This is a genomic window from Leucobacter sp. gxy201 (assembly GCF_051043335.1).
Taxonomy (GTDB): Bacteria; Actinomycetota; Actinomycetes; order Actinomycetales; family Microbacteriaceae; genus Leucobacter.
In genome coordinates this window covers 109,586-122,063 of record NZ_JAMXWS010000001.1, presented here as the reverse complement: position 1 = coordinate 122,063, position 12,478 = coordinate 109,586, and the positions used below count along the sequence as shown (strand labels likewise).

General features: G+C 70.9%; 11 protein-coding genes. 1 reads left to right on the top strand and 10 read right to left on the bottom strand.

All coding sequences use genetic code 11. The features are described 5' to 3' along the window. Positions 1-7: 7 nt before the first annotated feature. The 3 genes from rplL to NHL51_RS00495 form a co-directional block, all read right to left on the bottom strand. Positions 8-391, bottom strand: a complete 384-nt coding sequence (gene rplL, locus NHL51_RS00505) for a 50S ribosomal protein L7/L12 (protein ID WP_434140968.1) — start codon at positions 389-391, stop codon at positions 8-10. A gap of 81 nt (positions 392-472) precedes the next feature. Next, positions 473-982 carry a 50S ribosomal protein L10 gene (gene rplJ / locus NHL51_RS00500; RefSeq protein ID WP_434140966.1) on the bottom strand — a complete coding sequence of 170 codons (510 nt, stop codon included), beginning with the start codon at positions 980-982 and terminating at the stop codon, positions 473-475. 521 nt (positions 983-1,503) lie between these two features. Continuing rightward, positions 1,504-2,211 (bottom strand): response regulator transcription factor, encoded by a 708-nt coding sequence (locus NHL51_RS00495; protein ID WP_434140965.1) that lies wholly within the window; start codon positions 2,209-2,211, stop codon positions 1,504-1,506. 375 nt (positions 2,212-2,586) lie between these two features. Between NHL51_RS00495 and NHL51_RS00490 the strand changes: the two genes are divergently transcribed. Then, the gene (locus tag NHL51_RS00490; protein WP_434141668.1) at positions 2,587-3,141 is read left to right on the top strand and encodes a YqaJ viral recombinase family protein; all 555 of its coding nucleotides are present in this window, start codon (positions 2,587-2,589) and stop codon (positions 3,139-3,141) included. Here NHL51_RS00490 and NHL51_RS00485 read toward each other — a convergent pair. The 7 genes from NHL51_RS00485 to NHL51_RS00455 form a co-directional block, all read right to left on the bottom strand. Further along, the gene (locus tag NHL51_RS00485; protein ID WP_434140963.1) at positions 3,105-3,752 is read right to left on the bottom strand and encodes a PH domain-containing protein; all 648 of its coding nucleotides are present in this window, start codon (positions 3,750-3,752) and stop codon (positions 3,105-3,107) included. The genes NHL51_RS00490 and NHL51_RS00485 overlap by 37 nt on opposite strands. A gap of 5 nt (positions 3,753-3,757) precedes the next feature. Beyond that, complete coding sequence (locus NHL51_RS00480) at positions 3,758-5,305, bottom strand: SPFH domain-containing protein (RefSeq protein WP_434140961.1); 1,548 nt, start codon at positions 5,303-5,305, stop codon at positions 3,758-3,760. A gap of 38 nt (positions 5,306-5,343) precedes the next feature. After that, a complete protein-coding gene (locus NHL51_RS00475; RefSeq protein WP_434140959.1) occupies positions 5,344-5,886 on the bottom strand; it encodes a hypothetical protein in 543 nt (180 codons plus the stop codon). Between the two features lie 108 nt (positions 5,887-5,994). Beyond that, positions 5,995-8,610, bottom strand: coding sequence for an ATP-binding cassette domain-containing protein (locus tag NHL51_RS00470; RefSeq protein WP_434141667.1), 2,616 nt, complete (start codon positions 8,608-8,610; stop codon positions 5,995-5,997). Next, positions 8,610-9,596, bottom strand: coding sequence for an ABC transporter permease (locus NHL51_RS00465; RefSeq protein WP_434140958.1), 987 nt, complete (start codon positions 9,594-9,596; stop codon positions 8,610-8,612). The genes NHL51_RS00470 and NHL51_RS00465 overlap by 1 nt, the downstream gene beginning before the upstream one ends. Then, complete coding sequence (locus tag NHL51_RS00460) at positions 9,574-11,139, bottom strand: ABC transporter substrate-binding protein (RefSeq protein WP_434140956.1); 1,566 nt, start codon at positions 11,137-11,139, stop codon at positions 9,574-9,576. Before NHL51_RS00460 ends, NHL51_RS00465 begins: the two co-directional genes overlap by 23 nt. Continuing rightward, the gene (locus NHL51_RS00455) at positions 11,136-12,362 is read right to left on the bottom strand and encodes an amidohydrolase family protein (protein WP_434140954.1); all 1,227 of its coding nucleotides are present in this window, start codon (positions 12,360-12,362) and stop codon (positions 11,136-11,138) included. The genes NHL51_RS00460 and NHL51_RS00455 overlap by 4 nt, the downstream gene beginning before the upstream one ends. Positions 12,363-12,478 lie beyond the last annotated feature (116 nt).

The following is a 12,478-nucleotide window of genomic DNA, read 5'->3' as shown; positions in this document are numbered from 1 at the left end:
AGAGAACTTAGACGAGCTTGACGCCCGCGCCCGCCTCTTCGAGCTTGGCCTTGGCGGCCTCAGCGTCGTCCTTGTTCGCGCCCTCGAGCACGTTCTTGGGGGCTTCCTCGACGAGAGCCTTCGCCTCGCCCAGGCCGAGACCGGTCAGCTCGCGCACAGCCTTGATGACCTGGATCTTCTTGTCGCCGACGGTGTCGAGGACGACGTCGAACTCGTCCTTCTCCTCGGCAGCAGCGGCCTCGCCGCCGGCAGCCGGAGCAGCAGCAACTGCGACGGGAGCAGCAGCCGAGACGTCGAAGGTCTCCTCGAATGCCTTGACGAACTCCGAGAGCTCGATGAGGGTGAGCTCCTTGAACTGCTCGAGCAGCTCTTCAGTCGAAAGCTTAGCCATGATGTATCTCCTTGATGTATGCCTGTCGGCCAGCGGCCGTCAGGCGGGTCCTATTGTGTGCGGATCGGCGAAAGCCGAGCCTTACGCGTCCTGCTTCTCCTGCAGCGCGCCGAAGCCGCGAGCGGCCTTGGCGGGCAGGGCGGCGAACAGCTGTGCAGCGCCGACCAGAGCAGCCTGCATTGCGCCTGCGGCCTTGGCCAGCAGCACCTCGCGGCTCTCGAGATCGGCAAGCTTGCCTACCTCTGCAGCGGTCAGGGCGTTGCCATCGAAGTAGCCCGCCTTCACCACCAGAAGAGGGTTTGCCTTGGCGAAGTCACGCAGAGCCTTGGCGACCGCGACGGTGTCACCGTGCACGAAGGCGAGAGCCGAAGGGCCGGCGAGCTCGTCATCGAATGCGGTGATCCCGGCGTTGTTGGCCGCAATCTTGGTCAGCGTGTTCTTCGCCACAGCGTACGTCGCGTGCTCGCGGATGCTGTTGCGGAGATCCCGCAGCTGAGCAACCGTGAGACCGCGGTACTCAGTCAGCAGAACGGCGCTCGACTCTTCAAACTTCTTCTGAAGATCGGCAACCGTAGCGTCCTTCGTAGCCATGGCGCTCCCTATGTTGTCGTACCCGCGCGACGGATGCCGCTCGGGGGCCGTGCCGCTCGGAGCGAGTCTCGAAAACGAGAAAAGCTCCGGCGCGCACGCACGGAGCTTCGTTCGAGATAGGGATCGGAATCCGCACTCAAGGAAATTCGTACCTGCGCTGGTCTTCGTCGAAGCGCTTCCACTGCGACGAACGTTCCGGGATCCTTGCGGACCCTACCGGCGGTCTTGGGCCGTCGATAACTGTACCACAGGAACCCCGGAGCGTTCAAGCGCGGGTGCGATACCTCAAGCCACGGGCTTGAGCATGTAGCCCGCCACCCAGCACGTCGCTTCGCTCCATGCTCCCTGGGCTGCCGCCGTGGGCGGCACCGCGGGCTGCGCGGAAGCGATGCTTCCGCGATCCTCAAGCCACAGGCTTGAGCATGTAGCCCGCCACCCGGCACGTCGCTTCGCTCCATGCTCCCTGGGCTGCCGCCGTGGGCGGCACCGCGGGCTGCGCGGAAGCGATGCTTCCGCGACCCTCAAGCCACGGGCTTGAGCATGTAGCCCGCGCCCCTCACCGTGTGGAGCATCGGCTCGCGGTCGACGTCGATCTTCTTGCGCAGGTAGGACACGTAGAGCTCGACGACGGTCGATTTGCCCGAGAAGTCGTAGGCCCATACGCGGTCGAGGATCTGCGCCTTCGAGAGCACGCGCCCCGGGTTGCGCATGAGGTAGCGCAGCAGTTCGTACTCGGTGTTCGTCACGGTGATCTGCTCGCCGTCGCGCTCGACCTCGTAGCTGTCCTCGTTGAGAGTGAGGCCGCCGACGCGCAGCACCGGGTCGGGCTGCAGCGCCGCCGTCATGCGCGAACGGCGCACGAGGCCGCGCAGGCGCGCAGTCAGCTCTTCGAGGCTGAAGGGCTTCACGACGTAGTCGTCGCCGCCGGCGGTCAGCCCCTTGACCCGGTCCTCGACCGAATCGAGTGCGGTCAGGAACAGCACGGGGAAGACCGCGCCTTCGCTGCGCACGCGCGACAGCAGCTGCATGCCGTCCATGTCGGGGAGCATGATGTCGAACACGGCGACGTCGGGCGCGTCTTCGCGGATGCGCTCGAGGGCCTCGGCCCCGCTCGATGCGGTCTCGACGCTCCAGCCCTCGTAGAGGAGGGCCATGGAGACGAGCTGGGTGATCGACTCCTCATCATCGACGATGAGCGCACGCCCCCGCTCCTGGTCTCCTCGCACCATTTCTTGCTCCCTCATGTAGGCCCCCACTGTCATTGCAGGTGAAACATTTCCGCTTCACCAGTGCGATCTATCGATTGGACTCGATAACGGCCAACCAAATCATTAATGGTCGCTACTTCACCATACTCGCGCATGCAGTGCGGATTCCGGGAATTTGCGGACCGCGACCGGCATTACTGTGCGAGCTCTCAGTTTTACAGGCGTAAGAAAAACGAGAGCGAACCGTAACCTACGGCTGTTGCGCTGTCCATAGACAACGCGGTACTGGTAAAGATTGGCTCGAAACCGCGAAACGTGGTCTGCGGCACCGGCCGCTCCGCGCCGGCGTGCGAGACTGGAGAGGTGCACACGACCGTTCCCGCCCATCTGAGCCGAATGGTGACCGACGGCAGCGATCGCAATGCATGGTTCACCGCCCGTTCGCGCGGCATCACCGCGACCGACGTCGCCAAGCTCTCGACCCCCCGCTCGATCGAGGCCGCGGCGCAGGCGAAGCTGTACGGCAGCCGGTTCACGGGCAACGCCTACACCGAGCACGGCAAGGCCCGCGAACCGGTCATCGCGGCGTGGGTGCAGCAGGAGCACGGCATCGACCCGAGCCAGGCGCTCTTCCACGCCGAGCTCGACCGCCGGCATCTCGCGACCCCCGACGGGGTGGTGCTGCGCGGCGACGGCCGCGTCGAGCTCGCCGAGATCAAGACGACGAACAAGGAGTGGCGCACCATCCCCCGCCACTACCTGCGGCAGGTCTGGTGGCAGCAGTACGTGCTCGGGGCCGAGCGCACGCTCATGGTGTGGGAGCGGCACGAGAACTTCGTTCCGGTCGGCGACCCGCAGTTCACCTGGGTCGACCGCGACGAGTCCGAGATCGAGCGCCTCGTGAACCTGGCGTCTCAGCTCATCGACGTGCTCATCGACCGCACGACCTGACCGTTCACGAACATGCCGGTCGAGTGCTCGTAGCCGCGCTCGACGAGCTCTTGCAGCGCGTCGTTCACGAGGGCCGCGCCCGGCACGTCGTGCATCGTGGTGCGCTCGGAGCCGACGTAGAGATCGATGTGGCCCGAGCCGAACACGCGCTGCACGGGGCCCCGGCGGGTGCGCACCTCGCGCACCCGCGAGAACGGCAGCTCTGCGCGGTGCCGCACGAAGACTCCATGGCGAAAGATGACGCGGCGGTTCGTGACCGTGATGCGCCGCGTCGACCAGGCGAGCACGGGCGCGATGCCGAGGACGAGGGCGAGCGCGACCGCGCCGCCGGCGGCCGCGAGGTTCTTCCACCCCTCGGCGAACGAACCGACCCAGTAGCCGGCGGCACCCGCGATCGCGATGAGCGCGACCACGGGCAGCACGAGCACGCGGCCGTGGCGGCGTATGCGCAGCACGACCGATTCGGGCTCCAGCGGTTCGAAGGGCGCCGCCCCCGGGTGCCGCGGCGTCGCCCCCGTCGCCGAACCCGGAAGCGCGCCGGTCACCGTGCCGGGGAGCGCGGTGGTCGCCGCGCTCCCGAGCAGGGCGTCGAAGTCTGAGCGGTGCGGCATGACCCCTATTCTGCCGCGCCCGGCTGCGACTCGTCTGCGGGTGCGGCAGCGACGGCGGGTGCGGCCTCGGCGGCTTCGTCGGCGCCGGGCGTCTCGGACGCCTCTGCCGCGACGACCGAGCGCGCCTGCGCCGTCGTGTCGGCCGCGCGCTGCGAAGCGCGGCCCGCGGCCGCCCCCGCCGCACCGCCGGTGACTGCGCCGTTGAGCATGCCGACGAGGTCGATGCCGACCGTATCCTTCGCCATCTCGAGCAGCCCCTTGATGTTGCCCATCGCGTCGCCGGCGACCTTCGAGGTGCCGTCTGCCGAGACGACCGTCATGTTGTCGATCGCGCCGATCGCCTGCGCGTACTCGTTCGCGATCGAGGGCAGCAGGTGGATGAGCTCCTGCGCCAGCACCGCCTGCGACTGCGTCTCGAGCGCGCGGGCGCGGGCATCGATCGCCGCCGCTTCTGCCGTGCCCTTCGCCTCGATCGCGGCGCCCTCGGCGCGCCCCTCGGCGGCGACCGCCTCGGAAGCCGCGATACGCGCGGCGCGGTTCGCAACGCCCTCGCGCTCGATCGCCTGCGAGCGGCCCTCGGCGGCGGAGATCGCGGCGGCCGCGTCGGCCTTCGCGAGCGCCTCGACCCGGTAGGCCTCGGCCTCGGCGACGGCGCGCACGTCGGCGTTCAGCTTCTCGGTGCGCAGCGCGACCTCCTTCTGCGCGGTGATCTGCTGCTGTTCGACGATGGCCTGCTGCTGGATCGCCTGCTCGAGCGGCTCGGCGGCCGACGCCTGCGCCGTCGCCTTGTCGGTCTCGACCTGCACGGCGGCCTGGCGCAGCTTCAGCTCGCGGTTGCGGTCGACGAGCACCTGCTCGGCGGCGATCTTCGCCTCCTGCGATGCCTGGTAGGCCTCGGTCTCGGCGATGTCGGCGGCCTGGCGCACCTTCGCGGCCTCCGGGCGGCCGATGTTGGCGATGTAGTCGGCGCCGTCGCGGATCTCCTGGATCTGCAGCGTATCGACGACGAGGCCCTGCTTCGTGAGCGCTTCTTCGGCGGCCTCGAGCACGCTCTGGGCGACGACGGCGCGGTCGCGGATGATCTGCAGCACCGTCAGGCCGCCGATGATCGAACGCAGCGAACCCGACAGCACCTCCTGCGTCGACTCGTCGATCTCGTCGGAGTTCGAGAGGAAGCGCTGAGCGGCCGCGCGGATCATCTCCTGCGTACCGCCGACCTTCACGACCGCGACGGCCTGCGCCTGGATGGTGATGCCGTCGGTCGTCTGCGCCTCGGTCGTGATGGCGAGGCGGCGCGAGCGCAGCGAGATCGTGAACGACTTCTGCACGAACGGCACGACGAACACGCCACCGCCGGTGACGACCTTCTGGCCTGAGAGATCGCGCGAGACCTTGCCGTCGGCCGACCGCACTTCCTTGCCTTTGCCGCCCGTCACGATGATGGCCTCGTCGGGCTTCGCGATGCGGTAGCGCTTGATGATCACGAGCGCGATCAGCACGAGCGCGATGACGGCGCCGAAGGTGCCGACGAGGGCCGGCGTTACGAGAAACATGGATGCTCCGTTCGAGGGGTGGGGTCGGTGGGAGGGGTTCAGGAGTCGAGCGGTTCGACCCGCACCGAGGTCGAGGTGACGGTCTGCACGACGCGCACGGCAGTTCCGCGAGCGATCGGACCGTCGGCGTATGCCGCGAGCGAGATGCGCTCGCCGTTGCGCACGACCGCGACCTCGCCGAGGCCGGTCTCGGGGATGGCGAGCACGACCGAGCCGGTCGAGCCGATGAGGTCGTCGCCGCTCACTGCGCTGTTCGATTCGGCGCCGCGGATCAGCCGGGACAGCCACCACGCGCCGGCCCCGCCGAGCAGGCCGGCGACGGCGCCGAGCACCGAGGCGACGGGGGTGCTCAGGCCCGCGCCGACGCAGGCGAAGGCGGCGAAGCCGAAGATGGCGGTGAATGCGGCGATGGTGGTGAGACTGAGCGGGCCGTCTCCGAAGTCGAGGGCGTCGAAGATGCCGTCGAGCAGCAGCGAGATGAGCAGCAGCACCGCGCCGGCGACGCCGATGATGAGGAAGATGCCGCCCGCGACGAGCGAGCCGTCGAGCAGGCGCTCGATCCAGTTCGCCATGTCGTGCATGCCGGGCCTCCTCGGGTCGCCGGGGCCGCATCCGTTGTCGAACCCGCGTGGCCTCCAGTCTAGTAACCCCGTTCCCCGCCCCGCACGAGGGCGCCGGCTGTGCAGGGGCTATGCCGTCGGCGGCGCGAGCCTCGGCACGGCGGCGAGCAGCTCGCGCGTGTAGGGATCGCGCGGGCTGGCGAAGAGCTCGGGCCCGCCGAGCTCGACGGGCGAGCCGCCGCGCATGACGAGCACGCGGTCGCAGAGCTCGTGCACGAGGGCGAGGTCGTGCGACACGAACACGAGCGCGAGGCCGAGGTCGCGGCGCAGGGACTGCAGCAGGTCGACGACCTCGGCCTGCACCGACACGTCGAGGGCGCTGGTGGGTTCGTCGGCGACGAGCACGCGCGGCGATGCGGCGAGCGCGCGGGCGATCGCGACGCGCTGGCGCTGGCCGCCCGAGAGCTCGTGCGGGTACCGGGCGGCGTGTTCGGGGTCGAGGCGCACGAGCGCGAGCAGTTCGGCGACGCGGGCGCGGGTCTCGGCGGCGCCCGGCCGGCGGCGCCCGGCGCGTCGGGCGGGGTCGCGCTCGATCGCTTCGGCGATGCTGCGCCCGATGGTCATGCGCGGGTCGAGCGAGGAGTACGGGTCTTGCGGCACGAGCTGCACGGCGCGTCTGAGCGCGGCGCCCCGGCGGTGGGGCAGTTCGGCGCCGTCGAGGGCGATGAGGCCTGCGGCGGGGCGCAGCTGGCCCACGACGGCACGCGCGATGGTGGTCTTGCCCGAGCCCGACTCGCCCACGATGCCGAGCGCCGCGCCGCGGGCGAGCGCGAACGAGACGCCGGTGGCGGCGACCGATCGCCCGTAGCGCACCTCGAGCCCGGCGACTGCGAGCACCGGTGGTTCGGGCGGCGAGGAGGCCGGCGGCGAGGAGGTCGCCACCGGCGCCTCGGTCTCATGACCGGCAGCGGCAGGGATCACCGGCAGCGTCGGCAGCGCCGCGAGCAGGCCCTGCGTGTACGCCTCGGCGGGGCGCTGCACGATCTGGGCGGCCGTGCCGGTCTCGACGATGCGGCCGCCGCGCATCACGGCGATGCGCTCGCACACCTCGGCGACGACCGCGATGTCGTGCGACACGAACACGAGCGTGAGGCCGCGCTCGCGCCGCAGCCGGGCGAGCAGCGCGAGCACCTGGCGCTGCACCGTCACGTCGAGCGCTGTGGTCGGCTCGTCGCACAGCAGCACGTCGGGGTCGCCGGCGAGCGCCATCGCGATCACGATGCGCTGCCGCTGACCGCCCGAGAGCTGGTGCGGGTACGCGCGGGCGATGCGCTCGGCCTCCCCGGAGTCGGCCGACCCGGCGTCGGCCGCCCCGCTACCGGCCGCCCCGAGGCCGACATCGTGCAGCAGCGCCAATACTTCGGCGTGCCCGCGCGATCCGCTCTGCCCGACCCGCCCGCCGGCGCGCAGCGCCTCGCGCACTTGGCTGCCGACGCGGGTCAGCGGGTCGAGAGCGGTGAGGGGGTCCTGGAAGACCATACCGACGCGGCCTCCGGCACGGGCCGCGCCGCCGGCGATGCGGGTGCCGTTCGGCATCATGCCGAGCAGCGCCCGCAGCGTGAGGCTCTTGCCCGAGCCCGATTCGCCGACGATGCCGAGGGCCTCCCCCGGCCGCGCCGCGAGATCGATGCCCGCGACGAGCGGTGGCGCGGGCTCCCCCGCAGGGGCGGCAGCAGCATCGATGCGCAGCCCGGCCACGCGCACCTCGCCCGGCTCGAGCTCGGCGGTGCCCGCCGACTCGGAAGCGCTCGTCGCCGCGGCGGGCGCTGCGGCGCGATCCCTGGCCCGGAGCCCGAGCCGAGACCGCCCGTACTCGCGACCGGCACCGCCCCGCGAGCCGCCCCCGATGCGCAGCGCGTCGCCGACCCCGTCGCCGAGCATCGAGAACGCGATACCGGTGATGACGACGGCGAGGCCGGGCATCGCCGAGATCCACCAGTGCGTCTCGATGAAGAGCTGGCCGTCGGCGATCATGGTGCCCCAGTCGGGAGTGGGGCGGGGCACGCCGAGGCCGAGGTAGCCCAGGGTGACGATCGCGACCATGATGAGCACGATCTCGGTCGCGAGCAGCACGATCGCCTGCGGCAGGATGTTCGGCAGCACGTGCCGCACGAGCACCCGCGCATGCGAGAGCCCGCTGCCGCGCGCGGCCCGCACCCATTCGGCGTCGCGCAGCGCGGCGGTCATGGCGCCGAGCACGCGGGCGTAGCCGACCCAGCCGATGAGGGCGAAGGCGAACACGATACCGGTCTCGCCGGCGCCGACCGCGAACACGATCGCGATGATCAGCACGTAGAACGGGAAGGCGATGCAGGTGTCGGTGATGCGCGCGAAGCCCCAGCCGACCGCGCCGCGCAGGCGGGTGCCGAAGTAGCCGGAGACGAGACCGACGGTCACGCCGACGACGAAGGGGGTCACGGCAGAGACCCAGGCGATGCGCAGGTCGGTGCGGGCGGCGTAGAGCACACGCGAGAAGATGTCGCGACCGAGCTGGTCGGTGCCGAAGAGGTGCGCGAACGACGGCGGCTGGAGCCCGTCGACGAGCGACTGCGCCGTGGGCCCGGCGGGCGCGATGAGGGGCGCGCAGACGGCCGCGAGCAGGATGAGCGCGGTGAGCACGGCCCCCGCGATGAGCGTGGGCGAGACGCGACCGGGCAGGATGCGGCGGCGCGGGATGCGGCGCATCACCGGGCCACCCGCAGTCGGGGGTCGAGCAGCGCCGACAGCACGCCGGCGAGCGTCGTCACGAGCACGACGGCGACCGCGCAGGTGAGCGCGATGCCCTGCACGACCGGGAAGTCGCGGTTCGAGATCGAGATGAACAGCAGTGTGCCGATGCCGTTGATGGCGAACACCTTCTCGACCACGAGGGTGCCGCCGATGAGGTAGGCGGTGTTGACGCTGAGCAGGGTGAGGGTGGGCAGGGCGGCGCCGCGCAGCACGTGGCCGAGCACGATGCGGCGCTCGGGGATGCGGGCGGCGCGCAGCGTGGTCACGAAGTCGGCGCCGAGCACCTCGATGAGCTGGGTGCGCAGCGAGCGGATGAGCGGCGGCGACATGCCGAGCGCGACCGAGAGGGCGGGCAGGAAGAGGCTGTACACGGGTTCGCCGGGGCCGGTGCCGATATCGCCGACGGGGAACCAGCCGAGCTGCACCGCGAACACGATGATGAGCAGCAGGCCGATCCAGAAGAGGGGCATCCCCATGCCGATGGTGGGCAGCACGCGCACGACGTGGTCGACCCAGCCGTCTTTGCCGCGGGCGGCGGCGAGCGCGAGCGGCAGCGCGATGGCGACGGCGAGCAGCACGGCGAAGACGACGATGCCGAGGCTGATGGGCGCCTTCGCGAAGATCATGTCGCGGGTCGAGTCGCCCGTGACGAGCGAGTCGCCGGTGTCGAAGTGCGTGACGATGCGCGTCGCGAAGGCGGCGAACTGCTGCCAGAGCGGGTCGTCGAGGCCGAGCTCGCCCCGCAGTTTCGCGATCGAGGCGGGGTCGGCGCGTTCGCCGAGGATCATGACCGCCGGGTCGCCGGGCACGAGCCGCAGCAGGAAGAAGACGGCGACGACGACCCCGACCATGACGGGCACTACGCGCGCGAGCAGCAGCCCGGTCGCACGCAGTGCCCGCAGCACGGTGCTCAGGGCGCTACTTCGAGGCCAGCCACGCATCCTGGAATCGTACCGAACCGTTCGGCAGCACCGTGAAGCCCTGCACTTCGGCCGTGGTGGCCTTCAGGTTCGCGGGGAACTGGAGGGGGATGTAGGGCACCTGCTCGGCGAGGATCTTCTGGATCTCGAAGTAGATGGCCTGGCGGTCGTCGCCCTCGGGCGTCGTCTGGCCCTCGTTCATGAGCTCGGTCACGCGGTCGTTCGTGTAGTGCGTCCAGTACGATTTGCTGAAGCCCTCGGGGTCGGCCTGGAAGGTGATGAAGCCGTTGGGGTCGGGCGCATCGAGCTGGCCGTTGTTGACCATGAAGTCGTAGTCGTAGGCCTTGAAGCGTTCGCGGAAGGCCGCGATGTCGAGCTCTTCGATCTGCACGGTGATGCCGATCTGCGACAGCGACTCCTGCACGATCTCGGCGATCTGGGCGCGCTGCGAGTTGCCGCTCGGAATCATGAGGGTCACGTCGAAGCCGTCGGCGTAGCCCGACTGCGCGAGCTCCTTCTTGGCCGAGTCGATGCTGTAGTCGAGGGCGTAGCCCTCGTCGTCGGCGGAGTACTCGACGTTCGAGGGGATGAGCGCGTTCGCGACCTCGGCGGTGCCGAACGACGTCGCGGCGGTGATGCCCTCGCGGTCGACGGCGTGAGCGATGGCGCGGCGCACGTGCTCGTCGGCGAACTCGGGGCGCTGGGTGTTGAAGAAGATCTGGTCGGTCGACCAGCCGGGGGTCTGCGAGAGCACGGTGGCGTCGTCGGAGTCGACTTCGGCGGCGTTGGCGGCGGGCACGGCGTCGATGGCGTCGAGCTGCCCGGCGCCGAGCTGCTGGCGCAGCTGGGTGTCGTCGGCGACGAACTTGTAGACGAGCTCGTCGATGTAGGGCTTGCCCTCCTGCCAGTAGTGCTCGTTCTTCACGAAGGTCAGGTCGCCGGTCTTGTCCCACTCCGACACGACGAAGGGGCCGGTGCCGACGGGGTTCTGGAAGAACTCCTCTTCGCTCGCGCCGCCGAAGTCGGCGGGGAAGATGCCGTTCGAGAAGCTCGACAGCTCCGACAGGAACGGCGTGTAGGGCGAGTCGAGCACGATGGTGACCTCGCGCTCGCCGGTCTGGGCGACCGAGGCGATAGGGGCCGAGAAGGCGAGCGGGCCGCCGACCTCGAGGTGGCGGTTCAGCGAGAAGACGACGTCGGCGGGGGTGACATCGGCGCCGTTCGAGAATTTCAGGCCGTCGCGCAGCGTGAACACGTACACGGTGCCCGCCTCGTTCTCGGTGACGTCGGCGAGCCAGGGGCCGATCTCGCCGTTCTCGTCGAACGCGACGAGCGGTTCGAAGATCTTGTCGATCGCGAAGGCGTTGTTCGCGGTGATCTGCTGGTTGAGGTCGAGGTCGTTCACCGCGGCGGTGCGCCCGAAGACGAGGGTGCCGCCGCTGACGGGGTCACCGGTCGGGGCGGGCTCTGCGGCGGTGCCGCCCGAGCATGCGCTGAGCACGAGCGCTGCCGAGAGCGCGGCGGCCGCGAACGCGAAGCGCCGGGTGGTGGGTCGGGTGATCATCGCTGATCCTTTCGGGTGGGGTCGGTCTGGTCGAAGGCGATGGTGCGGCCGTCGAGCACGACGGCGACGATGCGGTCGGGGTCGGTGAGCACGCCCGGTTCGCGGGGGTCGCGGTCGAAGACGACGGCATCGGCGACGGCGCCCGGGGCGATGGTTCCGGGGGCTCCGGCGGGCGGGGCGGCGGCTCCAGGGATCGCCGAGCCCGCTTCCGAGCCCCCGTGTTCGACGCGGGCGAGCAGCTCGGCGCCGCCCCGGGTCGCAGCGAGGAGCGCTTCGGCGGGGGTGAGGCCCGCGCCGATCAGCGCTGCGATCTCGTGCGCGCCCGAGCCGTGCTGCTCGGGGGTTCCGGAGTCGGTGCCGACGGCGAGCGCGAGCCCGGCATCGCGGGCGCGCAGCACGGCGCGGGGGTGCTGGGCGACGGCCTCGTCGACGCGGCGGCGGAAGGCCTCGGGCAGCGATCCCTGTCGAATCATCTGCTGCACCTGCCGGTAGATGCGCAGCGTCGGCACGAGCACGAGGCCGCGGTCGGCCGCGCGCCGGGCCTGCGCATCGGTGAGGAAGATGCCGTGCTCGATGCTCGCGGCGCCCGCCTCGATGGCGTCGTCGATCGCGGCGCCGCCCCAGGCGTGCACCATGACCCCGGCGCCCGAGGCCGTGGCCAGGCGCACGGCGCCCCGCACCTCGTCGGGCGCGAAGACCGGTTCGAGGCCGGCGCCGGCGGGCGAGGCGACCGAGGCGGTGGCGACGAGCTTCACCCACTGCGCGCCTTCGGCGAGCACCTGCTCGACGGCGCGGTGGAGCCCGCCCGCGGCGTCGGCCTCGGCGCGGCCCAGCATGCGCACGGAGCACTGCACGCGCGGCAGCGTGCCGCAATCGGTGCCGCGCACGTCGCCGGGCACGAGGCCGCCGGCGTCGCGCACCGAGGTGAAGCCCGCGGCGAGGTTGCGGGCGAGCGCCGCTGCGGTCTCGTCGCGGGTCTCGGCCTCGCCGAGCCGCGCGCGGTCGGCCTCATCGAACGCGTGCCAGGCGAGGTGCGCGTGCGCGTCGACGAAACCGGGGGTGACCCAGAGGGGCGATCCCTGGCGATCGGAATCAGCGCCCGTGCCGGCCTCGAACAGGCCGTCGGCCCAGCTCAGCCGCTGCGGGGCCCCGAAGCCGCCCTGCGCATCGAGCACGCGGGCGCGCGCGATCGCCCCCGATCGCTCCGCTGTTCCCGTCGCCATGCGCGCCCCGCCTCCCTGTGCGGTCTCGGTTCGAGACCCGTCCCAGCACCGCGTACTGGTCTAGAGCTTCAGGTTAACTCGCCCGAAACCAATGGACCACTTCTGGAGCGGGACGC

Coding starts and splice junctions, on each gene's coding strand:
- NHL51_RS00485 (WP_434140963.1), bottom strand. CDS start 3,752: ATGCCGCACCGCTCAGACTTCGACGCCCTGCTCGGGAGCGCGGCGACC.
- NHL51_RS00495 (WP_434140965.1), bottom strand. CDS start 2,211: ATGGTGCGAGGAGACCAGGAGCGGGGGCGTGCGCTCATCGTCGATGAT.
- NHL51_RS00460 (WP_434140956.1), bottom strand. CDS start 11,139: ATGATCACCCGACCCACCACCCGGCGCTTCGCGTTCGCGGCCGCCGCG.
- NHL51_RS00470 (WP_434141667.1), bottom strand. CDS start 8,610: ATGCGCCGCATCCCGCGCCGCCGCATCCTGCCCGGTCGCGTCTCGCCC.
- rplJ (WP_434140966.1), bottom strand. CDS start 982: ATGGCTACGAAGGACGCTACGGTTGCCGATCTTCAGAAGAAGTTTGAA.
- NHL51_RS00465 (WP_434140958.1), bottom strand. CDS start 9,596: ATGCGTGGCTGGCCTCGAAGTAGCGCCCTGAGCACCGTGCTGCGGGCA.
- NHL51_RS00475 (WP_434140959.1), bottom strand. CDS start 5,886: ATGCACGACATGGCGAACTGGATCGAGCGCCTGCTCGACGGCTCGCTC.
- NHL51_RS00480 (WP_434140961.1), bottom strand. CDS start 5,305: ATGTTTCTCGTAACGCCGGCCCTCGTCGGCACCTTCGGCGCCGTCATC.
- NHL51_RS00490 (WP_434141668.1), top strand. CDS start 2,587: ATGGTGACCGACGGCAGCGATCGCAATGCATGGTTCACCGCCCGTTCG.
- rplL (WP_434140968.1), bottom strand. CDS start 391: ATGGCTAAGCTTTCGACTGAAGAGCTGCTCGAGCAGTTCAAGGAGCTC.
- NHL51_RS00455 (WP_434140954.1), bottom strand. CDS start 12,362: ATGGCGACGGGAACAGCGGAGCGATCGGGGGCGATCGCGCGCGCCCGC.